This window comes from Oscillatoria sp. CS-180, from assembly GCF_028330965.1.
GTDB lineage: Bacteria > Cyanobacteriota > Cyanobacteriia > Phormidesmidales > Phormidesmidaceae > Halomicronema.
This window is the reverse complement of record NZ_JAQMUB010000083.1, coordinates 23717-46060: the sequence shown is the minus strand read 5'-3', so window position 1 is coordinate 46060 and position 22344 is coordinate 23717. Positions and strand designations below refer to the sequence as shown.

General features: G+C 52.1%; 21 protein-coding genes and 1 CRISPR repeat array. Of the genes, 12 read left to right on the top strand and 9 right to left on the bottom strand.

Annotated elements, in window-relative coordinates:
• Nucleotides 1-6 precede the first annotated feature (6 nt).
• A complete protein-coding gene (locus tag PN498_RS20545; RefSeq protein ID WP_272065256.1) occupies nt 7-1176 on the bottom strand; it encodes a cysteine desulfurase family protein in 1170 nt (389 codons plus the stop codon).
• A gap of 248 nt (nt 1177-1424) precedes the next feature.
• On the opposite strand from PN498_RS20545, the gene PN498_RS20540 reads away from it, so the two are divergent.
• Nucleotides 1425-1910: a hypothetical protein gene (locus PN498_RS20540; RefSeq protein WP_272065255.1), complete on the top strand. Its 486-nt coding sequence runs from the start codon at nt 1425-1427 to the stop codon at nt 1908-1910.
• Nucleotides 1911-2170: 260 nt separating this feature from the next.
• On the opposite strand, the gene PN498_RS20535 is transcribed toward PN498_RS20540, so the two are convergent.
• A complete protein-coding gene (locus PN498_RS20535) occupies nt 2171-3160 on the bottom strand; it encodes a 30S ribosomal protein S1 (RefSeq protein ID WP_272065253.1) in 990 nt (329 codons plus the stop codon).
• A 356-nt stretch (nt 3161-3516) separates the two neighbouring features.
• On the opposite strand from PN498_RS20535, the gene PN498_RS20530 reads away from it, so the two are divergent.
• The 4 genes from PN498_RS20530 (at nt 3517) to PN498_RS20515 (ending at nt 6737) form a co-directional block, all read left to right on the top strand.
• A complete protein-coding gene (locus PN498_RS20530) occupies nt 3517-4326 on the top strand; it encodes an ABC transporter permease (protein ID WP_442951436.1) in 810 nt (269 codons plus the stop codon).
• Entirely contained in the window at nt 4326-5108 is a 783-nt protein-coding gene (locus tag PN498_RS20525) for an ABC transporter permease (RefSeq protein ID WP_272065368.1), read from the top strand. The genes PN498_RS20530 and PN498_RS20525 overlap by 1 nt, the downstream gene beginning before the upstream one ends.
• A gap of 169 nt (nt 5109-5277) precedes the next feature.
• Nucleotides 5278-5871 carry a chromophore lyase CpcT/CpeT gene (locus tag PN498_RS20520; RefSeq protein ID WP_272065251.1) on the top strand — a complete coding sequence of 198 codons (594 nt, stop codon included), beginning with the start codon at nt 5278-5280 and terminating at the stop codon, nt 5869-5871.
• A gap of 26 nt (nt 5872-5897) precedes the next feature.
• On the top strand, nt 5898-6737 hold the full coding sequence (locus tag PN498_RS20515; protein ID WP_272065250.1) for a TlyA family RNA methyltransferase: 840 nt from the start codon (nt 5898-5900) through the stop codon (nt 6735-6737).
• On the opposite strand, the gene PN498_RS20510 is transcribed toward PN498_RS20515, so the two are convergent.
• From PN498_RS20510 to PN498_RS20500, 3 genes are all read right to left on the bottom strand, one after another.
• On the bottom strand, nt 6704-7186 hold the full coding sequence (locus PN498_RS20510; protein ID WP_272065249.1) for a hypothetical protein: 483 nt from the start codon (nt 7184-7186) through the stop codon (nt 6704-6706). The two genes, PN498_RS20515 and PN498_RS20510, sit on opposite strands and share 34 nt — an antisense overlap.
• On the bottom strand, nt 7159-7521 hold the full coding sequence (locus PN498_RS20505) for a nucleotidyltransferase family protein (RefSeq protein WP_272065247.1): 363 nt from the start codon (nt 7519-7521) through the stop codon (nt 7159-7161). Before PN498_RS20505 ends, PN498_RS20510 begins: the two co-directional genes overlap by 28 nt.
• A gap of 85 nt (nt 7522-7606) precedes the next feature.
• Nucleotides 7607-8860, bottom strand: a complete 1254-nt coding sequence (locus PN498_RS20500; RefSeq protein WP_272065245.1) for a CCA tRNA nucleotidyltransferase — start codon at nt 8858-8860, stop codon at nt 7607-7609.
• 238 nt (nt 8861-9098) lie between these two features.
• Here PN498_RS20500 and PN498_RS20495 point away from each other — a divergent pair, with 238 nt between their 5' ends.
• Entirely contained in the window at nt 9099-9347 is a 249-nt protein-coding gene (locus tag PN498_RS20495; RefSeq protein ID WP_272065244.1) for a Ycf34 family protein, read from the top strand.
• 145 nt (nt 9348-9492) lie between these two features.
• Here the strand turns inward: PN498_RS20495 and PN498_RS20490 are convergent, their stop codons facing one another.
• The gene (locus tag PN498_RS20490) at nt 9493-10323 is read right to left on the bottom strand and encodes an Rpn family recombination-promoting nuclease/putative transposase (RefSeq protein WP_272065243.1); all 831 of its coding nucleotides are present in this window, start codon (nt 10321-10323) and stop codon (nt 9493-9495) included.
• A 110-nt stretch (nt 10324-10433) separates the two neighbouring features.
• Here PN498_RS20490 and PN498_RS20485 point away from each other — a divergent pair, with 110 nt between their 5' ends.
• A complete protein-coding gene (locus PN498_RS20485; RefSeq protein WP_272065242.1) occupies nt 10434-12275 on the top strand; it encodes a serine/threonine-protein kinase in 1842 nt (613 codons plus the stop codon).
• A gap of 308 nt (nt 12276-12583) precedes the next feature.
• Nucleotides 12584-13315: a substrate-binding periplasmic protein gene (locus PN498_RS20480; protein WP_272065241.1), complete on the top strand. Its 732-nt coding sequence runs from the start codon at nt 12584-12586 to the stop codon at nt 13313-13315.
• A gap of 28 nt (nt 13316-13343) precedes the next feature.
• Here PN498_RS20480 and PN498_RS20475 read toward each other — a convergent pair whose 3' ends face one another.
• Complete coding sequence (locus tag PN498_RS20475; protein WP_272065240.1) at nt 13344-15515, bottom strand: S-layer homology domain-containing protein; 2172 nt, start codon at nt 15513-15515, stop codon at nt 13344-13346.
• A 477-nt stretch (nt 15516-15992) separates the two neighbouring features.
• Between PN498_RS20475 and PN498_RS20470 the strand changes: the two genes are divergently transcribed.
• The 4 genes from PN498_RS20470 to PN498_RS20455 all read left to right on the top strand — a co-directional run bounded on the left by PN498_RS20470 (nt 15993) and on the right by PN498_RS20455 (nt 17645).
• A complete protein-coding gene (locus PN498_RS20470; RefSeq protein WP_272065238.1) occupies nt 15993-16430 on the top strand; it encodes a hypothetical protein in 438 nt (145 codons plus the stop codon).
• A 64-nt stretch (nt 16431-16494) separates the two neighbouring features.
• Nucleotides 16495-17016, top strand: a complete 522-nt coding sequence (locus PN498_RS20465) for a photosystem I assembly protein Ycf3 (RefSeq protein WP_272065237.1) — start codon at nt 16495-16497, stop codon at nt 17014-17016.
• A gap of 157 nt (nt 17017-17173) precedes the next feature.
• Nucleotides 17174-17470, top strand: coding sequence for an Asp-tRNA(Asn)/Glu-tRNA(Gln) amidotransferase subunit GatC (gatC, locus tag PN498_RS20460; protein ID WP_272065236.1), 297 nt, complete (start codon nt 17174-17176; stop codon nt 17468-17470).
• The gene (locus PN498_RS20455) at nt 17454-17645 is read left to right on the top strand and encodes a hypothetical protein (RefSeq protein ID WP_272065371.1); all 192 of its coding nucleotides are present in this window, start codon (nt 17454-17456) and stop codon (nt 17643-17645) included. Before gatC ends, PN498_RS20455 begins: the two co-directional genes overlap by 17 nt.
• Before the next feature lie 167 nt (nt 17646-17812).
• A CRISPR array of direct repeats spans nt 17813-18698; the repeat unit is 35 nt; unit sequence GTTTTCAATCACTTCCCCCGCAAGGGGACGGAAAC.
• A 487-nt stretch (nt 18699-19185) separates the two neighbouring features.
• Here the strand turns inward: PN498_RS20455 and PN498_RS20450 are convergent.
• Complete coding sequence (locus tag PN498_RS20450) at nt 19186-19422, bottom strand: hypothetical protein (RefSeq protein ID WP_272065235.1); 237 nt, start codon at nt 19420-19422, stop codon at nt 19186-19188.
• Nucleotides 19423-19694: 272 nt separating this feature from the next.
• Nucleotides 19695-22115 carry a tetratricopeptide repeat protein gene (locus PN498_RS20445; RefSeq protein WP_272065234.1) on the bottom strand — a complete coding sequence of 807 codons (2421 nt, stop codon included), beginning with the start codon at nt 22113-22115 and terminating at the stop codon, nt 19695-19697.
• Nucleotides 22116-22344 lie beyond the last annotated feature (229 nt).

The following is a 22344-nucleotide window of genomic DNA, read 5'->3' as shown; positions in this document are numbered from 1 at the left end:
TTTTATCTACGACATGTGGGCAGGGGTTAGAGGAGATAACATGCGGTCCAGAATCTGACGCAACACCATAGCAGTCCAATCAACGTCGGCGGCTGTTGTGTGCTTGCCAAGTGTCAGGCGGATACCGCCCGTGGCAGCACGATCGCCATAGCCCATCGCCTGCAAAACCGGACTGGGACTCAGCTTACCACTCCGACAGCTCGCCCCAGCACTGATACCGATCCCCGCTAGAGTCATCTGGCGCACGACGGCTTTCCCAGTGATATCGACACCGTTAGCATGGGTCAGACAAAAGCTGGCGTGGTGAGGCAGGCGATCGCGAGGATCGCCAGTCACCTCTAGACCTGGAACATCAGCCAGTTGATGAAACAGACGATCGCGAAGCTGAATGAGCCGTATGGTTTCACAGGGCATCTCACCTGTTGCCAGCTCAGCTGCGAGGCCGAATCCAGCAATATTGGGCAGAGCTTGAGTACCGGATCGCAAACCCATTTCTTGACCGCCACCACCGAGCAGCGGCATGAGGTCTGTTCCTGGACGAATATAAAGCGCCCCTGAACCCTGTGGGCCATAAAACTTTTGGCTGGAGATTGATAGCAGGTCAACCGGCAGCGTTTGCATGTCCAGTGGCAGCCGCCCAACCACCTGCACAGCATCAGTATGAAAGAGGACGCCGCGAGACCTCGTGATCGCGGCTAGGTCTGGAATCGGCTGTAGAGTGCCGACCTCGCTTTGACCATAAATGATGGATACCAAGACAGTATTGGGGCGAATGGCTTGCGCCAAAGCGTCAGGATCAACACGCCCGGTATGATCAACCGGCAGCCAGGTGACTTGCCAGCCAATCGAAGCCAGATAACGAGCAGGCTCAGCGATCGCTGAATGTTCCACACTGGAAACAATCAAATGCTGGGGTGTCTGGTATTGACGAGCAACTCCCATCACAGCCAGATTGTTGGCCTCAGTGCCTCCTGCGGTGAAGACGATGCTGTCAGCTGGAGCGTTCAACAGTCCTGCTACTTGAGCCCGCGATCGCTCTAATACAACGGCAGCCCGATTGCCCCACTGATGGAGGCTAGAGGGATTACCCCACTGTTCCTGCATAACGGTCTGCATTAGTGCGATCGCCTCAGGACGAGTCGGTGTTGTAGCGCTGTAATCCAGGTAAATCTGCATAATTCCGGTTCAGTGTCCGGCTCAACAGTCTCGATCCTAGCAGGGGGTGTTGTCCTTCGAACAACAGAGACGATGCCACTCCAAAATTTCAGGTGTCATTTTGAGCGATCACACAGGTGTATGGCTCGGCTGATCGACAACCGTATTCAATTCTCCAAGGGAACATCGCACACGATTGATCGACAAAGTGCTAGGATTTCGCGTGGATTCACATCTGTTGCGAAGGTCATTGTTTTTTGGAGTCCTCTATGAAAACGCTTGCATTGGGACTATTGCTGAGTGTTTGGCTCATGTTTGTGAGCGCCACGGCAGCTTGGGCACACGCAGTACAGACAGACTACTTTGTCGATCTATTTGCCTCGGCATTGGAGCTTGAGTTTACGGCCACCTTCAGCACCGGTGAACCCATGCAGGATGCGACGGTCCTCGTGTATGCGCCTGAAGATTTGGAAACGCCTTGGCAAGAAAGTCAAACGGATGAGCAAGGGCACTTTACGTTTGCCCCAGATGCGGACCAATTAGGTAGTTGGCGGATTGAGTTCAAACAAGAAGGTCACGAAGATATCCGCATCGTGCCTATAGATGACATGGGCATCGACTATCACAACATCAGTCATGGTGGCAGCCGAGATTTTCATCTCATGGCAACCATTCGAGAAGGACTCGCGCTGGTGTCTGCTGCCAGTGTCGGCGCTTTTGCGATGATGTTTCAACGCCGACTTTTGAAGGACTAAGATTGGTTTGAGAACAGGGCGATCGCAACACAGAACCCGGGAGAAGAGGTATTGCCGTCTCAGTTCCGTGACAAGATGGCGGACCATCTAACGTACGCCAAGCACCCGGCTGTTGTTCGGTGAACAAAGGGAATCCCCTGAAAAGAATTTATCAATTTGCCCTAATGACAAATTTATAAAGCCATCAAAAAGAGCCGTAATTCTAAAACTACGGCTCTTTTTGATCAAGATATGACGCACATTAGCGCAAAAAAATCACGCTAGTCTTCTTCAGTAGCAGAGAAATCAACATCCTCTTCTTCCGAATAGTCACTCTCACCAGCCGCTTCCGCCGCCTCGGCTTCTGCCTTTTTGAGCAACTGTTCGCGATACTTCTCAGCCATTTCTTCTGCTTTTTCAAACACCAGATCAGGATTCTTCACCATGTCGCCAGGTTCTGGTTCCAGTTGCTTCGTGGAGAGTGAAATCCGACCGCGCTCCGCATCCAAATCGATGATCATAACTTTGATCTCATCATTGACATTGAACACGCTATGGGGAGTGTCAATGTGGTCGTGCGAAATCTCAGAAATATGGAGCAAACCGCTGACGCCGCCAATATCAATAAACGCACCGTAGGGCTTTAGTCCACGCACGGTACCTAAAACAACCTCGCCGACCTCAAGCCCATTCATCTTGCGCTCAACTAGTGCTCGACGATGACTTAGAACGAGACGATTGCGCTCCTCATCAACTTCCAAGAATTTCAGTGGCAGCTCTTCGCTCACCAAATCTTCCTTAGGCTTGCGAGTACTAATGTGAGAGCCGGGAATAAACCCACGCAGACCCTCAATGCGGACCAAGGCCCCGCCTCGGTTAGTCGCAAAAACTTCTGAGCGAACCGTTGCGTCTTCTTGCTGAAGCTGACGTACCCGTTCCCAAGCTCGCATGTACTCAATGCGCCGAATGGAAAGCGTAAGCTGTCCATCCTCATTTTCATCTGTGAGGATGAAGAATTCACGTGTTTCGTCCGCTTTCAGGACCTCATCGGGGTTTTCAACACGGTTAATCGACATCTCCTGAATAGGGATGTAGGCGGCAGTTTTAGCACCGATATCGATGAGTGCGCCCCGTGGCTCCAAGCTGAAAACTGTTCCTGCAACGGTATCACCAGGGCTGAAGTGATAATCGTACTTATCTAACAGTGCTGCAAAGTCGTCATGGGTAAACCCAATATCTGTATCCTTTTCCTGCTCTACCTGATTGACCATGCTAATGTTTACCTACCGTTTTCTCCGTAATTGGGTATTCTCCTCAGTTCTCAAAGACCGAGCAAATCAGTTCCGGATCGGCTATCTCCGATTCAGTCTTTAACGTGCTGCACAAGCAGCCAAGGATGGCGGAAGAAATCTCCCGCAACAAGATTTAAGATTATACCCGAAATAGTGACCTTGTCGTTGGCCGACGTCTAGAAAAGTGCCTAGTCAAGCCATTGAGCCGAGCTATCCTGAAATCTTGCTTCTATTCTAATGCACGCTCAATGGTATGGTAAGGAGCTGATTAGCATGGGAAGCCAGAAGACAAGCGTTATGGTCTCCTAGAGAAACACTTTTGGTGACTTGCCGCCGTGAATACATTCATTCGACTGCTGCGTAGAGTGCTCTCCGTTTCGCGGGTCTCACTTTCGGTGTATTACGCCTACATGGTGGAATATCGGGCAGAGTTGATGTTTTGGGTGCTTTCGGGAACTTTTCCTCTCATATTCATGGGCATCTGGGCGAAAGCCTCTCAGGACGGCCAGTTTGCGCTAGATCCAATTACGTTTGTACGCTACTTTTTGGTCGTCTTTCTCGTTCGCCAACTAACGGTCGTTTGGGTTATCTGGGAGTTTGAGCGTGAGGTCATTGAGGGTAAGCTGTCTCCCTTTTTACTACAGCCCATTGATCCGGTCTGGCGACATTTCTTTAGTCATGTTTCGGAGCGCTTTGCTCGGCTTCCCTTCATCCTGATACTATTGGGAGCTTTTTTCCTACTGTATCCCCAAGCTCTGTGGCAACCTTCGCCACAAACCCTACTGCTTGGCGTGCTAGCGACTATTGGTTCTTTTTGCCTACGGTTTATCGTTCAATACACGTTCGCCATGTTCGCCTTTTGGACAGAGCGGGCTAATGCTATTGAGCAGCTGTGGTATCTCATTTACACCTTTACGTCAGGCATGATTGCCCCTTTGGACGTCTTTCCTGAAGCCGTTAGGGCCGTGATTTTGTGGACACCTTTCCCTTATCTGATTTATTTCCCAGCAAATTTAATCATCGGGCGATCAACCAATGTGGCACAGGGATTTATCGCGATCGCCCTCTGGAGTCTCATTTTTCTATCCATCAATCGCTGGCTGTGGCGACGAGGACTGCGGCAATATTCAGGGATGGGAGCATGATGCAGCGCTACTGGAGTGTGTTAAAGCTCTTTTGGAGCACGGCGATCGCGGCTGAATTGGAGTATCGACTCAATTTCTTGGTGGCTGCCCTCAGTAGCTTGGGAGGACTGTTGGGTAGCTTGTTTGGGCTTTTTCTGTTCTATCGAACGGGATACCAATTTCCGGGGTGGACTTGGGAAGAAGCCCTCATCGTCCTGGGAATTTTCACGCTGCTACAGGGCTTTTCAGCCACATTTCTGGCCCCCAATCTCAATAAAATTGTACGGCAGGTCGAAGAAGGAACCCTAGATTTTGTGTTGCTTAAGCCCATCAGTTCACAATTCTGGTTATCAACCCGCACACTCTCACCCTGGGGACTTCCCGATTTACTCTTTGGGCTAATTATTGTGACCTATGCCGGGGTACGGTTGGGGTTAAGTCCAATCGCTTACGTGGTGGCCCTACCGCCATTATTTTTCGGTTTCCTGAGTTTATACAGCCTGTGGTTCATGTTGGGAGCCACCAGCATCTGGTTCGTCAAAATCTATAACGTTACTGAGGTATTGAGAGGATTGCTGGAAGCTGGACGCTTTCCGATTGTGGCGTATCCGGTTGCGTACCGTGTCTTTTTGACTTTCATTATTCCCGTCGCGTTTCTGACAACAATTCCAGCTCAGGCTCTTTTAGGCCGGATCGAGTGGGCCTGGGTTATGGGTTCTGTCCTACTGGCGATCGCCCTACTCCAGGCATCCCGATGGTTTTGGCGATTTGCCCTACGCTTTTATACCAGTGCCTCCAGCTAGCTCTTGATCAGCCTAAGGCACCGCAGCCCAGGAAGACCCAACCTCGAAGATTTAGGGGAGCTCCAGGACAGAACTGACTACTGGTAGGGTGTCAGCTTTGCCATACCCGTCCCACACCATCCAGTCGTACAATAGCCTTTGTCGATCAATCAGCTCCCCATACAGACCGATGACTCATTCAACCGATATCGCCACTCTGGCTCGATGGATGGCGGCGGACTTCAGCAATCAGCAGCAGGCGTTCGAAAATCCGCCCCTCTACGCCCACATTCGGGTTTGTATGCGTCCTTTGCCTTACAGCTTACTTGACGGTGTCAGCCTGTATTTAGAGCAGGCCTATGACTTTATGCTGAAGCAGCCTTATCGGGCTAGAGTGCTGAAGTTAGTTACCGAAGGCGATCGCATCGAGATTGAGAATTACACTATCAAAGATGAAAAAAGCCTCTATGGGGCTGCTCGCGATCGCACTCTATTGGCGCAGTTGACTCGCGATCAGGTTGAGCGCATGGCCCACTGCAACATGCATGTCGAATGGACAGGGCATAGCTTCAAAGGGGGGGTAGAGCCTGGCAAAGCCTGTATGGTGGAGCGTCAGGGCAAAACGACGTATCTGGATAGCGAATTTGAAATTGACGGCGAACAGTTTCAGAGTTGGGACCGGGGACGCGATCCCGCTACCGATGAGCATTTGTGGGGGTCATTGGCCGGACCCTTTCACTTCGTCAGACGTGCCACTTTTGAAGATGAAGTCAGTTTGGGATAAAAAGAAGTCGTTTTGGAGCGAAACCGTTGCCTAAACAACGGCTAGACATACTACTGGTTGAGCGAGGACTCTGTGACACACGCCAGGGAGCGCAGCGAACCATTCGAGCAGGCGAAGTGCAGGTAAATCATCAAGTCGTTGACAAGCCTGGAACCGCGATCGCTCTAGATGCTGATATCAAAGTAAAACAGAAGGCTCCGTTTGTGTCGCGCGGCGGAGAAAAACTGGCCAAGGCTTTGCAGACGTTTGAGATCACTGTTGACCACCGCATTTGTCTAGACGGCGGAATTTCCACCGGAGGCTTTACGGACTGTCTGCTACAGGCTGGAGCCAAGCAAGTTTACGGTGTTGATGTGGGCTATGGGCAGGTGGCTTGGAAACTACGGCAAGATACCCGCGTCATTCTCCGAGAGCGCACTAACCTACGCCATCTGACACCGACAGAGCTGTATCAAGCAACGTCTATCTGGCCGGACTTAGGCGTCATGGATGTTTCTTTCATATCACTGACCAAGGTTTTACCTGCTTTTTGGCAACTGTTGCAGTTTCCCCGAGAAGCAATCCTCCTGGTCAAACCCCAGTTTGAAGTCGGCAAAGAGAAAGTCGGCAAGAACGGTGTCGTGCGATCGCCCCAAGACCAAGCCGATGCAATCTGGCGAGTATTGCTGACCGCGAGAGAACTGGGGTGGTGCGATCGAGGGCTAACGTATTCGCCTATTGTTGGCCCTGCTGGCAACATTGAGTTCTTGCTTTGGCTAAGTACGTCTCAGGCTGCCGTGTCCGCCAACTTACCGCTAACGCTAGACCAAATTCAAAGCCTAACCGAATGTGCTCAATCAGAACTGAAATCGGGATCTTCAAGCTGACCAATGAACTGGTGTACGGCTGTTGGAAGCTCATGGGTCAATTGCACAGCGAATGCCAAATTGATTTGCAGCTGAGCGGCATCAATATCCGTCACATAAGCATGGCGAACAAAGTGACGAAAGCCTCGTAACCGATTCATGATGTCGAACAAATCCTCGGACAGCAAAGCTGGCCGGATTCCAGGAACGGGTTCACTCATCCGCAACAGAAGTGAGCAATGCCAGTCAACACCACTGCCTATCCTATTTTCAAACGATTGTGCTATCAGTTTCATTAAATCTTCCGCTGCACAATAGAGATTATGGATTTGGAGTGCAATGCTGTCGAGTTGCGCTGAAGTTTCGGTATTTGCAGCAACTCGTTCTTGTAGGCGCTCTTGAACCCGTTCAAACAACCTAAGTTGTGCCTTGAGTTCAGCGGCTAATCCAGCGGCTTGGTACTTTTCCATAAAATCCCGTCTCTGCGAATTTTGGATGAAAAGTGGCATTGGTCAAGCGGCACCAAATCCACCTCGCGATCAATGTGCAGGGAAAGATAGCTCATCAACCCAAACGGATCGCCTATTTTCAAACTTTCAATGGCTAGGTCAATATCTGATCGGCGAGAGAAACGGTCTGGTTGAGTCACCGAACCGAAGAGAAAGCCGCTTGTAATGCCAAATTCTTCACCGTGCAGCGATAACCATTGCAGAGCTTGTTCCAGCAGTTGTTGACGCTCTTGTTCGGCCTGCTGCTGCCGCTTTGCCAGCATTTCATCGAGCAGAGGTGTGGGAAACGTTGCCATTTTGAATTCCGCCTAGCGGTACCAGTAATCTGTCGAGCTTGAATATGTAAGCTGGGTTGCCGCCAGAGAACCCAACGTATCCCTTTTACAAATTGGAAGTCTCTTGAATCCACTCTAGAGCGTCTTGAGACGATTGGATCTGGCCTTCCGCATGAGCCAATTCGATCGCAGACAGCATTTCCCCAATATGAGGTCCTGAACGGATGCCGAGCTCTCGAATTAAGTCCCGACCGCTGACTAATGGGTGGGGGTGCGCTACCGGGTCAGCTTTGTCTAAAAAACGATCAATAAGGTGATTGAGGATCGGGAATGGGACACCTTCGGCCAAGCCAACCAGCACCAATGCAACAAAACTGCTATCGGCAGTCTTGAAGAGATGATATTGCTGACGTCGAGAGTTGTCTCCCGTGGCGATCGCCTGCAAACACTCCCATCCTCGTAGAATCGCCAAGACAGCCTGCTGTTCAACTCGGCTGTATTTGAAGCGAGTTAGCTCTGCTTCTGCGACCGCCACATTTGGGGACAGGATACGGCTTAGCTTAGCGGCTTTGAACCAGCTACGGTGAAATCCAGGTGGCGTTTGTTCCTTAATCCAGGTGGTTAGCAGTTGGGCAAACTCTGGGCGCTGTTCCTGAAGATATCTGGCTGCTTGGTCAACGGCAACCAGCTGGCAGATCTGTTCCCCAGACAACGCAGGTAGCCAGGTGCAGAGCACATCATCTTCCCGAGCCAGTTTCATCAATGGGGTTCCTTCAGGCTTGCTCAGCAGACAATCCAGTTCACCCCGGACCCGCTCAGCCGCGACTTTACCCAACAAGGGAGCAAGCTGATGGATAGTAATACGAGTCTGTTCATCCAGCGAAAATCCCAGCTGAGCTGCCTGTCGATAGGCCCGTAATAAGCGCAAAGGATCATCGGCTAAATTATCGGCGGCAATCATCCGCAGTAGGCGTCGTTTGAGATCAGCACATCCCCCCAGAGGATCGAAGATGAGTTCTGTGTGCGGGTGATAGGCGATCGCATTGACCGTAAAATCCCGCCGATGCAGATCAGCCTCCAGACTTTCACCGACCTGCTGAGCGAAATCCACAGTAGCCTGCCGAAATACGACCCGAGCAATCTGATTTTTCGGATCGAGCACCACAAACCCGGCATCGTAATGGCGGGCGATCGCTCTTGCCGTCTCCACGGCAGCACAAGGCAGCACAAAATCAAGATCGAGGTAGTCAGCCTTGCGCCCTAACAAGGCATCTCGTACGCTGCCGCCCACTAGATGTGCCGATCTCGGCAACAGGGACAGGGCAAAGGGCCAGGACTGAGGCGACAGAACAGAGCTCACGGATAGGGCCGCAGTTGCGATGGGAAATTGGTCGAGGGAAACAGCTTGCAAGGACGGATGACACGATAAACAACAGAGCCTTCAGCATGAGCAGAATTGCAAAAACTGGAAGGCACAGCTTTTCATTTTGCAACATTGCCTCCCCTCTGCAAGCAGTCAATACGGATATTGCGTTAGATTAGCGAAAACTCATTGTTTTCCCTTACTCAACAGTAGGCCGTTTCGCCGGAAAAGATCCATGTGCATTTGTGTGAACTGCCATTATGTAGATCGCTGCACGACCTATCATGCAGTGGAAACCCAGCATCAACAGCCTCACCTCACAGAGTCTCCTAACTTCGAAGCAACCAATCCAACCATCAATGTCAACATTCGTCAGGAAGCCGAAATCATTGAGATGGAGTGGGATGTGGTTGGCTGTGACAGCTTTAAGCAGGAAATGGGCAAGTGGTCTAAGCTTCGTCCCGGGGAGTTAGTGCCAACTTAGAGGGTTTCTAGAAAAGACTTGACCGCTGGTAGGGTGTCATTAGCGCAGAGTATGCACCACAGCCGGAGTCTTTTATTGTCAGAAATCTCCTTAAAGGATTCAAGACAACTCAGATCTGGATCTGGTGCATCGGTGAATCATTCGCCTAAACGTTAGCCGAAAGCCACTGCATCAGGTCTGTCTGTTCTTCAAAATCGAGTAGTGCTTCACCTAGGGATTCAACCTGTTCGTGGGAGAGGGCGTCTAATTGCGCCTTCAAGCTGGCCGGAATCGGTCCTATCTGCCTGTTCAGCAAGCGCCATACGAGCAGTCGCTCTTGCTGAAGCCCTTGCTGAAGGCCCTCTTGAATAGCTTGTTCCCTGATATCTCGGTAGATCACAGACTCTTGCATCAGGTCTCTCCTCAGAATTGTCTGAATAAGTGGTTTGTTTAATAGTAGCCCTGCAAGGATTTCAGTAGATGCCGATAGATTACTTTGAGTCCGGCGATCGCTAACGGATTCAATCTGTTTGGCCGCCTGACGTAAAGTCGCTTCAGGATCCTGAGTATTGCTGAGAATTGCCAGTGGCAAAAGCCCTGGAGACGACAGAAACGCTTCAGTAGGCTGTTCCCACAGACGAACGACTTCAAAAGAATGATAGGTTTCAGACCATTGAAAAGCGGTTGTCTGCACTAGTGATGATTGACTGGGCAACAAATACACTACAACCTGTCTAATGGTGTGGTCTGGCAGACGCCGGTGTAGGCGAACCCAATAGTCCAGCATTCTAAAGGGAATGGCTGCGTCAGGCTGGGTTTGGAATTCCAAGTGTAGGACTTGCTTCTCTGATTGTAAGAGGAGGACATCTGCCCGAATAGGCTCCAGGAGGAGTTCAGAAGGACTTAGCTCAGTGAGACTCATCGTTTCTCCAAGCAGCCAGCCAGCAAAATCGGCTGAAAACGTTTCGACCAGAAATTTGCAAACAGCGTCAAACATGGTCGAATCTTAACAGCAAGCTTTTTGGATGGGTTGTTGATCAGGCCCAGATGATTCACGTCAGACTGGTAAAGAGAGTTTGAAACGATCGCTCAGAAGATGGTCTTTTTGTGAATACCCTGTGCATAAACCCTCAATGTCCTCAACCACAGAACTCAGACGATCGCGATCGCTGCCAGAGTTGTGGTGCTCAATTGCTTCTGGGAGGGCGTTTTCGACCATTACAGCAACTTGGTCAAGGGGGATTTGGACGTACCTTTCTAGCCTTGGATGAAGCTCAACAGCCTTTCCAAAAGTGTGTTGTCAAACAAATTCTTCCGTCTGCCACTGGGTCTGCTGAAGATGCGCGTCAGAGGACGATTGCCGAGGCTGAACGGTTATCGTATTTGGGTCAGCATCCTCAGATTCCAGAATTGATCGCTGTGCTGGAATCCTCCCGCGATATTTGTTTGGTGCAGGCATTTATCCCAGGCAAAAATTTAGAGCAGACATTGTCAGCAGAGGGTCCCTTAGGGGAGGCACGGGTGCGATCGCTGCTGCTTGCCCTTCTCCCCGTACTGACCTTCATCCATGAGCAAGGAATTATTCACCGCGACATCAAGCCCGAGAATATTCTCTTGCCGGATACCGATGATCTCCCGGTCCTCGTAGATTTTGGGGCTGCCCGAACCTTACTGACTGCCACTGAACTGCGACATACCGGGACTGTGATTGGCAGCGCAGGCTATGCGGCTCCCGAACAAGCCTTAGGCAAAGCTGTCCCCGCCAGTGATCTGTATGGCCTAGGCATGACCTGTGTTCATCTGCTGACAGGAGAACATCCCTTCAATCTATATTCAGTTGCAGAAGATCGATGGATCTGGAAGTCCTTTGTGGCTTCCCCAGTGGGGATCACGCTAACTCGCGTCTTAAATAAGCTCATCGCTCGTCCTCTGGCTAACCGCTATGGCAGCGCTACCAGTGCGCTGGCCGATTTAGATCCAGCAGGTGTTTTAACCGCGAAATCGCCCTCGCAGGCCACCATAACTTTTCAAACAACGGCGACTCGGTGGCGCTGCACCCAAGTGTGGACAACCCCTGGACGAGTTGCCAATGCGCTTGCGATTAGTCCCGATGGTCGAGCGATCGCCACTGCCAACAGCGATAATTCTGTTCAGCTCTGGGATCGGCAAACGGGCGATCTCGTGCAGACCTTTTCCCAACGGCTAGGGTTTGGCAGTGGACATACCGATGCGGTCGTCGCCGTGGCATTCCACCCTGCTGGACAACTGCTGTTGACCGGTAGCCGAGATAGCACTGTCAAGCTGTGGGATTTGCGCTCCTACCGGTTGTTGCAAACGCTCCAGCAACCCGGTTGGCAGGTGAGAGCGATCGCGCTGTCACCCAACGGAGATAGGCTGGCCACTGCGGATACCGAGGGTCGCATTGCTCTTTGGGATACCGCGACTGCTCAGCGATCAGTTGACCTGATCCGTCACAGTCAAGCGGTGAATGATCTCATCGTAAGTCCAGATGGCCGCCGCTTAATAAGCGTTGGGGAAGAGGGAACTTTGCGCCTATGGACGATCCCGGAAGGCCAACTGCTACACACTTGGACGGCAAAAGCAGGTCTCCGGACTGTTCAGCTAAGCACTGTTGAGTCAGCGCTGATCACAGGTAGCAGCAGGGGACATCTTGAAACCTGGTCTTTGACAGATTTAAAGGACCATAGCCTCCTAGCTCAGCGATCCAGTGCCATTACCGAGATCGCCTTGAGTGCAGACAATCAGCTGTTGGCGGTCGGTGGCCATGATTCTGAGATTCGTCTTTGGCAGTGGCGAGCAAACCAATGCTTCGCTAAGCTCTATCACGACTGGGCCATTCGTGATCTACTGTTCCAGGCAGAAGACAATAGCTTAATTAGCAGTGCCGCTGATGAAACGATTCGGTTTTGGCAGGCTGCGGTTGATTAAATTGCCTAGAAACCGCCTCGGAGTTCGTTGATAAGAAAACTCAATACTTCGCTCAATAAGTCCTGTAGAGGGAAAGAGACTGCCGTCACAGTTTTCTACGTTAACGTATGGTGAAATAGACCAGTAGCTTTATGGTTCATCCAAAAAGTCATCACCAAACGCCAGTTAGAAGAGATAAAAACAGAATAGGGGGCGGCAGTTCCCTTTCTACCTTCGGGGGAGTCTGCTAGGGTTTATTAAGTTTTATGTTATGAGTGTGCACCGCTCTTTCCTGATTAATGGTGGGAGACAACAAAGGTATGGTAAATATGGCTCACTCTCAAACCTCTGCAAGCTTTACGACTGTTGAGGTAGGTAAGCTGTGCATCATCACAAGCGATATTGAAGCCCGTCCTCTGAGTTTCATCAGCGACGGCCAGCGTCAGGGATTTGAGCCAGCGCTGGCGCGCGTCATGTGCGATCGCCTTGATTTGACTCCCCAGTGGTTCGATATTCCTACAAAAAGTTTTTATTCGACCCTGAGTTCAGGGGATTACGACGTTATCTGTTTTAATCAAGCGATTACGCAAGAACATCGAGCTTGGGCTGACTTTACTCGCTCCTATGGACGCTCCGACACAGCAGCGCTGGTTCGTGAAGCTTCGGATATTGATAGCAAAGCTGATTTAAGTGAAAAGCGCGTTGGTTTTTTCAAGGAAACCGTCAGCAACTCGCTTTTAGAACAGCTCCCGACTGACATTGAGCCGATCTTTTTTGATGGAGAACATAAAGTCACGTCTGAGATGCTGTCAGCGTTACAGACCGGCGACATTGATGCCATTGTTGAAGATTCGCTTTTGCTCATGGCGATGGAAGCGCAAGATACCAACCTGCGAACGGCCTTTGAAATTCAAACTCGACATCCATTCGGGATCGGCGTATTACCCGGCAATCGAGAGCTGCTGGATGCTCTCAACGGCGTCCTCAATGCTCTGATTGCTGATGGAACACTCAATCGTCTTTGGGCGCAATGGATTCCCTACAAGCCCTATCCCTTCTAAGTAGCGCTTAATTCAAGGCTCGTTCACCTTAAGCAATGTACTGAGACGCGATCGCTGGAAATCTGTCTAGTCCGACAAGGGCCTGATAGACGGAGACGCAGGCATCAGCGCGAGTGGCAATTTGGCTGGGACGCAGGCGCGAGGGGTTGGGATGAGTGGTAATGAGTTGTTGTTCTAGAGCGATCGCGGTTTGCGTCAGGGCATAGCGAGGCAGGGAGGCATAGTCGGCAAACTGTCCCAGAGGCTGGAGATCAACATCTGGATAGGTGAGCTGCAATCCGTTGACCAGAGCAACCCAGATCTGGACCCGCAACAGGCGGTGATCGGGGGCGAAGGTACCGTCGGGAAAGCCAGACATAAATTCGCCCTGATAGGCGGTTTGAATCGCTCTGATGGCCCAGTGATGGGCTGGCACATCTCGGAAATTCCGGGAGGGTTGTTGGGGCGAAGGTTGAAAGGCATTCGCAATCAAAGCGGCAAACTGGGCCCGATTGATCGGGGCTTCGGGGGCAAAGCGACCATCTGATAGACCGCTAATCAAGTTAGCTTCCGCCAGTTCTCGAATGAATCCAGTGGCCCAGTGATTGTCCAGATCGCTAAATAAAGGCTGAGTCGTATCCGGCTGCACGATGTAGGGCGAGGCGATCGCCGCTGATGTCCCGACGGCGAGCCGCCCCTGATAGATCAAAGCCGCAACTTCGCCTCGGGTAATGGGTTCCAAAGGTCTAAGTATCAGCGGTTCCGGATAGTTGACAACTAGACGGCGCTGAGTGGCCGCAGCCAACGCATCGATAGCATAACTAGGAACCTGGGCGCGATCGCGATAAATGCCAATATCATCTGCTCGTCCGCCGGATAACTCCAGTCCATTCGCGATCGCCACAATCGCCTGAATCCGAGTGATGGGATCATTGGGGCGCATAGTGCCATCCGGAAATCCTGTCAAAAAGCCCATCTGCTGTGCTTTGGACAAGACCTCGTAACCCCAGAACTCGGATGTGACATCGCGAAACTGGGCAGGTGGATTTTTCAGAGGGCGGTCTGGAAAACTAGCAACCACAAAAGCAGCAAATTCTGCCCGCGTGACCTGCTGGTTCGGACGAAAAGATCCGTCTCCAACCCCGGCAACGGCTCCGGCCTCCACTAAACCGTCTACGAAAGGACCCGCCCAATGGTTTGCCATGTCGGTAAACCGAGTCGATCCCTGAGGCGGCGTTACCCCTTTAGATTCGGAGGGGGGCGTTGGCGTTGGCGTTGGCGGAGTCGGGGAAACGGTAGCAGGGCGATCAAGCAGTGGACTCGGCACAACAGAAGCATCTGGAATGTCGCTGGCCACCAGATCAACGTTGCCGCTCACCCGTTGAGGCAAGACATCGTTACCGCAAGAGATGAGCGATCGCCGCGCTCTATTCTGAATATCCGTCTGCCCATTGTTCCGCACAATGTTGTTACCCACATCCTGCGCTTGTCCAAAGTCAGCCGTCGCTCTTTCCGAGAGCTGTATCCCATGAGTCTGATTGTTGGTGATGCGGTTGCCCCGCAAGACAGGATTAGCGGTGTCGGCGATCGCAACGCCGATGACATTTTGCTGAAAGCTAGAGGCCATAATCAGCGGTGATGCCGAGTCTCGCATCAGCATCCCGGTTCGATTTTTCCGGCAAAAGACCCGCTCGAACACCCCCTTGCTCTGGCTAAACAGGGCTACCCCCGCAACGCCACAGTCTTCGAATATACAGTTTTTCAACAGAGGCAACGCCTGCTCCAAGGCCACTGCTCCGTATTGCGGACATTTCATGACGGTAACCAGTTCAGCCTGGGCACGTCCCTCTGCCAGCCAAAGACCGACGCCCTGCGCCTGGGTATTGATAATCGTGATGTTTTTGAGCTTGGCGCCATCCTGGAGCCGACAGGTCGCCGTTTGCTGTCCCAAAATTGAACTTTGAATCGAGCCGCCGCCTTGCAGAATGGTGGCAGGGCGATCGCCACGCGTCTCTCCCACCAATTCACATCCGGCTGGAACTGCGATTGGAAACTCCTCGCCACTAGTTGAGGTATACAGCCCGGCTTTCAGCTGGATAGTCGTTTCGGTTTGATGTAAACGCAGAGCGGCTGCGATGGTTTTCAAAGGTTGATCTTGAGAACGACCCGCTTGGTCGTCTCGTCCTTGTTCGGGGTCAACATACAGCACCTGCCGAGCCATAGCCTCTCTTCCAGCTTTTCAACTCCGGGTGGTCATCCCCCGAGTTCATCCGCCCCAGCCTCTACAATCAGCCCAAATTCTACTTCAAGACGAGCGGTCCCGGCTTCTTTGCTGAGCCAAATAAATGTCGCGGAACGGGAGCGTTGCGGCTGTTTCGCTAAGGATTGTATGGCCAGCTTGGAGCAACGTAGTCAATCTAACTCAGTAAATCTAGATAGACCTTAATAGTCTTGTGAGAGCAAAACCGATGTAGAGTAAGGCATCTAAGTGCAATGGTTAGAGCGTTCAATCAACATGCAGGAACGCCCAAGCACTTTTGACCTACGTGCTTGTACGGCTATGCGGTTCAAACCTGTTCTATTTCTTCACATATGAAGAAGACGACAACTTCCCTGAATTGTCGACGGCAATAGAGTCGCAACATGTTTCCTGGGAACACTTGAGTCAGGTAGCTGCCAAGCGGATCTTTAATTCTTCATGTGGCAATCAGTTGTCAACTACTTGCGAAACCTAAGGGCTTATCCAGATTTAAGTCCCGATATCGGTATTCGCCGTCGAATTAACGCCCAGCTCCGCAAGCGCTCATCGCTGTCATTGGAAGACTGGACGCGGTTATTTACTCACCCGCCTAGTGCGGTTTCCAAACAGCTCTTAACTTTTATCTACACGAAGCTGTCCGACTATTCAGGATTAGATGTTGGAAGATTACGTCCGAGCGATCGCCTGATTGAGGATCTGCAAATTCCCTTAGTCTGCTGGTTCGATTGGCCCAACCAACTCTGTGCTGACTTTTACGAAACGTTTCAAATCGACATTACCGAAGAATTTGACGAGTCCCTGCTGGAAACCGTTGAAGATCTGGTCTGTTTTTTGAATCAGCGACTGCAATCCATCGACTCGATACCGTCGGGATAGCAGCGATCGCTCCAGTGAGCGCTAAAGTAGTTAGAAATGCGTTCACTGAAATTTTCTGTTCGTCATGCCCAGAACCCAGCGTAACGATAACTTCATCGATAAAACCTTTACGGTCATGGCAGACATGATCCTCAAAATGATGCCGACCAAGCAGAGTGCGAAAGAAGCCTTTGCCTACTATCGAGACGGCATGTCTGCTCAAGCAGATGGCGAATATGCTGAAGCCATGCAGAACTATGAGGAAGCTCTGACCCTAGAAGAGGATCCCTATGACAAGAGCTTTATCCTCTACAACATGGGGCTGATTCACGCGAGCAATGGTGAGCATGAAAACGCCTTAGATAAATACGAAGAAGCGCTGGAACTCAACCCTCGTCTCTGTCAGGCGCTCAACAACATCGCGGTGATTTATCACTATCAAGGCGAACAGGCAGAGGCCGCTGGCGACAGTCAAGGTGCAACCGAGCTATTTGACCAGGCCGCCACTTACTGGATGGAGGCCATCCGCATCGCCCCGAACAACTATATTGAGGCGCAAAACTGGCTGAAGAACACCGGACGCATGAAGGCAGATACGTTCTTCTAACATCCGTAGGGTGGGCACTGCCCACCTTTACCCTGGCTGGCGTATACCAAGTCCGTAGGGTGGGCAGTGCCCACCTTCACCCTGGCTGGTATCACCCCCCCTTACATCAGGTCAGCCAGCGAAAGAGGGTTTGCATAGCAAAGATTGGTACACAGTCATGATTGATCTTGAACAGGTTCGTAAGGTCGCCCATCTAGCGCGACTCGATTTAGAGGCGGAAGAAGAAGAGCAGTTCACCACCCAGCTCAACAACATCCTGGAATACGTTGAGCAGCTCAACGAGCTAGATACTGCCGATGTGCCGCCCACCACGCGGGCGATCGAAGTCAGCAATATCAGCCGTCCCGATGAATTGGAAACGTTTGGCGATCGCGAAAGCCTCCTCGACAACGCCCCCGACCGAGAAGACGACTTCATCAAGGTCCCGAAAATCTTGAATGACTCCGACGATTGAGTCAGAGCTGAGAGCCATCCCTAGCGTCTTGGCGGTCAATGCTCTCCTGGAGATCCTTTCTCAGCCACAAAATTTTCAACTGTTGCGAAATGCGTCAGATCTACTGACAGATCGCGATGGATTGAGTATTCTTAATCCAAGATTCACGCTTTCGCGGGGGTCCGCCGATCCTTGAAAACCGCATAGTCTCGTTGACCCCCGCGGAGCCCTTGCGATACAAGGCTTTGCGGCCATTTTGAAGGGGTCTTGTTGCAAGAAATTCTCATTAATTTCGCCCTTTCCCAGACCCCCGCGAAAACGCCCTCTGAAAGCCTTGCTGTATAAGGGTTTCAAAAGGGGTAGGTTTTCAATCACTTCCCCCGCAAGGGGACGGAAACGTAACTTACTGATCCAAAATTATAGCCTCCATTTTACAAGTTTTCAATCACTTCCCCCGCAAGGGGACGGAAACCTGATAACGTTGACGTTGGTCACGGTAGAAGCGACAGTTTTCAATCACTTCCCCCGCAAGGGGACGGAAACTGTATTGTTACAGACCGGGTATTCTGACATCCTTACGGTTTTCAATCACTTCCCCCGCAAGGGGACGGAAACTGGTATCGAGTTTTTGTAGTAGCTTTAGTAGCGCGGGTTTTCAATCACTTCCCCCGCAAGGGGACGGAAACTCCCATGTCATTCCTCCAGAGAAAGAAGGCAGCATGGTTTTCAATCACTTCCCCCGCAAGGGGACGGAAACATAAGCCATAGACTCATCTTCCTGCAGCCCATCTAGTTTTCAATCACTTCCCCCGCAAGGGGACGGAAACTGGTCGATCCCTCGAAAGAGGTCTCTTTGCCACAGGTTTTCAATCACTTCCCCCGCAAGGGGACGGAAACCCCCATTGTGGTTCTGCACTGCTACGCTTTGACCGTTTTCAATCACTTCCCCCGCAAGGGGACGGAAACCTTTGGAAGGGGTGAACGGTTTTAACCGAGCCTTCGGGTTTTCAATCACTTCCCCCGCAAGGGGAAGGAAACCTGACCATATACAGAAGCCGCATTGTAGTCACCAGGGTTTTCAATCACTTCCCCCGAAAGGGGACGGAAACCTCGTCATGGATTGACTCCTAGATTTAACGTTTGGTTTTCAATCACTTCCCCCGCAAGGGGACGGAAACATACGGGTGTAGTCGCTGGAGCTGTCGATATTGACTGTTTTCAATTACTTCCCCCGCAAGGGGATGAAAACGCAAAGCAGGTGTGAAAGAGGGAGGAAGGCAGAGGGCTGTGTTGGGTGATGATGGTTGAGTGACCAGCAGCCGGAACCTGAGCGGAGTCGAGGGCAGCAGGATGGGGCTGCAACTCCGCTCAGCTAGCGACCCATTGAGCCAGAACCCAACATTGAAGCTGGCTCTTCGGCTTATCCTTGGGTAGACCTGACATCTTGCATTCAGCACACTATCCTGCTTTGTCGGGTGCATCCCAGTTGGGCAATTTTGCCCTCATTCCCCAACCCCTTCTCCCAAAGTTAGGAGAAGGGGAGCCGGAGAAAGTCCCTCTCCCAGGATTGGGAGAGGGATTTAGGGTGAGGCAGAAGCACTCGCTTTGCCCCCTAAATCCCCCAGGACTGGGGGACTTCGACCTCAGAAGCACTAGATTTGGGGGCAGGGGGCGACAGCAATCAGCATCAGCTCAACGGCAAGAGCTAAATCTACTGCGTTGTCAACGCAGATTGGCTAAGGGATTGTCCGCTTGCGAGTCATAACGCTGATGTATTCACCGTTGCGGCCTGTGCGTAACGGTTCGGTCCAGGCGGTTCGGTCGCAATACCCCAACACGGCTAAGCGATTCATCACCTCGGTCAAGGCGTCATAATCGCCCAGCAGAATGTGGCGCACCGTCTCGTGATTGAGAGACGGCAGGCGGAAAGCTGAAGAGACGGGGGTCTCTTCGCCACTATTGGATTGAAACATGACGGGTTTATCTCCGTTTTCGACTAAGGAAAACGGGGAACTATCCAGATCCCTGGTTTTGAAGTGGTAAGGGCAAGATAGTGGGGATACCATTGATCCCAGTCATCTCGGCTTACCTAGGCTAAGTTCGGGATGATGAGGGGATTTGAGGAGCCGCTAACTCCTCTCTTCCCCGCCTAGAATCATTCCCCGTAGGGGACACTGTACAAGAAGTGACTGGATGGAGCAACAGTATGGGGGGATGGAAGGGGACTAACGCCTGCCGCCTCGCATTATCCTTTCTCTCGCCGCGCAGACTGCACTTTAGTGACTTGCCGAGGCGCTTGAATCGCTTCAAAGAGGTGAACAGCTTTGGTGAAGTGGGCTTGGGCGGTGTCTGCTTGGCGGTGTTGCAGGGTTAGCCCCAGCTGGTAGTGGGTTTCAGCCAGATCGCTTTGGGCACCCAAGTCTTCAAACAGGACGATCGCGTCGTTGAGATGCTGAACGGCACCGGAAAACTCGCCTTGGGACCGCAACAGTTGACCCAGGCCAGTGAGCGCTTTGGCTTTGACTTGAACGTAATGGCTTTCTTCTGCAAAGGCGATCGCCCGTTCGTATAGCTCGTTGGCTCGCTCAGCGTTGTGCAAATTGGTGTAGGTCTGCGCCAGGAGCTGAATGAAGAAGGCGAAGCGTCCGGTGTATTGCGGCTGCGACACGTCGGCAATTTTTTGGTAGGCGGTTTCTGCCAGTGCGGTGGCAGTCTTGATTGAGGTCGGGTTTGCCCGACTGGGCGGCGTGGGAGAGCGAGGGGTGGTCCTGTCGGCAGTTTGGTAGGACTGCACCAGCGCGAGACACAGGGAGGCTTTTTCGGCCCAGCTTTGCTGAGGGGTACCTTCGGCAGCGGCGATCGCCGCTTGGAAAAACTGGGCAGCTTCGGTCAATTCCCACAGGTCTAAGTGATACAGGCCAAGGCTGAGAAGGGCGTCTACTTCCACCATGCGCCAGCGGTAGATTTCGCGATCGTCGGCTGCGGCCTGTTGGGCAACTTCCAGACCTTGACGGGCGATCGCTTGGGCCTGCTTTTGCATGGAAATCGCCGCGTGAATCTTGCCGGAAATCCAATAGGCATCGGCCAGGATATTGCGGAGTTCGCTGGTGCGCTGGTCCTCTGGCAGGTGTGGGAGCAGCCTGGGCACTGACGTGATCACCGGTTGCAGGAGTCCCACACGATAGAGTGTGCTGCCCAAAGTGAGGTGCTGGCCCCACTGATTGTGGCGACTGTTGAGCAGCACGGCGGCGGCGGCCTCGTAGTCAGCGATAGCGAACGCATGGTGATATGCCTCGAACGCCTGGGTGGCTTCTGTAATCGAGGCAATGGTGGCAATGTGATGGGTCCAAAACTGGATGGCTTGGGTGTGAGCCTTGGAATAATCGGCGCTGTGGCGGAGCCGTTCCAGGGCCTCAGCATGAACGACGGGGTGCAGCCAGTACGTTCCTTTGTGGCTTTCAACCAGCGATCGATTCCGCAAGGACGTGATAATTTGACGATGCCGAGTTGGGTCGCTGTCCCACATCAGCGCCAGCAGTCCATCGGTGGGAACGCGAGCCACGTCCTGATAGCGGAAAACCCCTAACCGACAAAATAAACGATAGGCGTCCATGTCCAGATCTTTCAGATGATTGATCTGGCTGGTGACCAGATTTTTGAGATCCAGGGCCGTTAGTGGATCGGCGTTCACGTCTCGCCAATAGGCATCGCCATCTCCCGCATAATCGCCGCCAATGGCACCGCAGAGAATCGTCATGGCTTTGGCATTGCCGCCATAGGCCCGGTGCATGGCCTTCAGAGTGCCAGAACTGAGGGCGATCGCGTGGTGGTCAAAAAAAAGCCGCCAAGTGTCTTGAGTGAGACCCGGCAGGCGATAATGAGTCACGGTGACGCCGGGTTCACAGAGGCGATCGCGGCTGGTCAGCAGAGTAACGGTTTTGCCCTTAGGGTCACAGAGCACTCGCATCAGGTCGCCATAGCGAGAATGCTGCGGCCAAAACCGTCCCTGAGCATCCAAAGCAGGCTCCAGATTATCAATGAGAATGCCAACCCGTTGGTCTCGCAATTGCCGCTTGAGGCGATCGAGGGTGACTCCAAAATCCTGTCCTGGCTCGATCTGAAAGTCCTGTCGCAGCCACTCTTCAACGACCTGTTCTGCGGGTGTGATGTTGGCGGTTTCCTTGGCAATCAGCAATTCCAGCACGCGGTCACAGGGACAGCGCTCTAGGTAGGCTTGGGCCAGCGTCGTTTTGCCAATGCCGCCCTCGCCGTGGAGCACGATCGCCCGCTGGCCTTGAGCAATGTGCTGATTCAACTCCTTGATCGCTGACTCGCGCCCAACCAACCGGATGTCTCCAGCATGGGACTGGCTGTCTAACGAGAACTGAGTCAGTTTGGTCTTGGCCTTGTGGAGATAGCGCTCCAGCACAGACAAACTGTTGCTTTTAGTCACCCGTTCATCCAGGGATTGGGATAACGCCTGCCAAATTTGAGAAGCCACATCCTTGATATGACCTTCGGTGTAGCGCAGCCGTCGGGCGATTTGGCTGTAGGTTTGTCGTCGCCAAACGTCCTTCAGAATTTTTCGCTGTAAATCGCTTAGATGTCTTCCTGTGGCATTGAAGACTAGGGAATCAGCGAGTTCTAAAACCGCATCTGCATTCATCGCTGTAACCTCATTGTGAAGTCCAGGGTAGGAAAGGGGTGACTGGGTTCGGTATGGCCGCCATTTCATTAGGACAAAACGGCTAGCCGTTGGGCCATGGGCTATGCACCCGGACGCTATTGGGTGCACAAGCCTAGAGGGCTAACGCTATCAACACGATGTTTCACGTTGCTACTCGACTGCTGTATTGGTCCATAGGGTTTGATAATTTTTCTTCATCCTGCTTCAG

What these genes read in the sequence shown, in the direction of transcription:
- PN498_RS20545 (WP_272065256.1), bottom strand. Translation starts at nt 1,176, where the DNA reads ATGCAGATTTACCTGGATTACAGCGCTACAACACCGACTCGTCCTGAG.
- PN498_RS20540 (WP_272065255.1), top strand. Translation starts at nt 1,425, where the DNA reads ATGAAAACGCTTGCATTGGGACTATTGCTGAGTGTTTGGCTCATGTTT.
- PN498_RS20535 (WP_272065253.1), bottom strand. Translation starts at nt 3,160, where the DNA reads ATGGTCAATCAGGTAGAGCAGGAAAAGGATACAGATATTGGGTTTACC.
- PN498_RS20525 (WP_272065368.1), top strand. Translation starts at nt 4,326, where the DNA reads ATGCAGCGCTACTGGAGTGTGTTAAAGCTCTTTTGGAGCACGGCGATC.
- PN498_RS20520 (WP_272065251.1), top strand. Translation starts at nt 5,278, where the DNA reads ATGACTCATTCAACCGATATCGCCACTCTGGCTCGATGGATGGCGGCG.
- PN498_RS20510 (WP_272065249.1), bottom strand. Translation starts at nt 7,186, where the DNA reads ATGGAAAAGTACCAAGCCGCTGGATTAGCCGCTGAACTCAAGGCACAA.
- PN498_RS20505 (WP_272065247.1), bottom strand. Translation starts at nt 7,521, where the DNA reads ATGGCAACGTTTCCCACACCTCTGCTCGATGAAATGCTGGCAAAGCGG.
- PN498_RS20495 (WP_272065244.1), top strand. Translation starts at nt 9,099, where the DNA reads ATGTGCATTTGTGTGAACTGCCATTATGTAGATCGCTGCACGACCTAT.
- PN498_RS20490 (WP_272065243.1), bottom strand. Translation starts at nt 10,323, where the DNA reads ATGTTTGACGCTGTTTGCAAATTTCTGGTCGAAACGTTTTCAGCCGAT.
- PN498_RS20480 (WP_272065241.1), top strand. Translation starts at nt 12,584, where the DNA reads ATGGCTCACTCTCAAACCTCTGCAAGCTTTACGACTGTTGAGGTAGGT.
- PN498_RS20475 (WP_272065240.1), bottom strand. Translation starts at nt 15,515, where the DNA reads ATGGCTCGGCAGGTGCTGTATGTTGACCCCGAACAAGGACGAGACGAC.
- PN498_RS20470 (WP_272065238.1), top strand. Translation starts at nt 15,993, where the DNA reads ATGTGGCAATCAGTTGTCAACTACTTGCGAAACCTAAGGGCTTATCCA.
- PN498_RS20465 (WP_272065237.1), top strand. Translation starts at nt 16,495, where the DNA reads ATGCCCAGAACCCAGCGTAACGATAACTTCATCGATAAAACCTTTACG.
- gatC (WP_272065236.1), top strand. Translation starts at nt 17,174, where the DNA reads ATGATTGATCTTGAACAGGTTCGTAAGGTCGCCCATCTAGCGCGACTC.
- PN498_RS20455 (WP_272065371.1), top strand. Translation starts at nt 17,454, where the DNA reads ATGACTCCGACGATTGAGTCAGAGCTGAGAGCCATCCCTAGCGTCTTG.
- PN498_RS20450 (WP_272065235.1), bottom strand. Translation starts at nt 19,422, where the DNA reads ATGTTTCAATCCAATAGTGGCGAAGAGACCCCCGTCTCTTCAGCTTTC.
- PN498_RS20445 (WP_272065234.1), bottom strand. Translation starts at nt 22,115, where the DNA reads ATGAATGCAGATGCGGTTTTAGAACTCGCTGATTCCCTAGTCTTCAAT.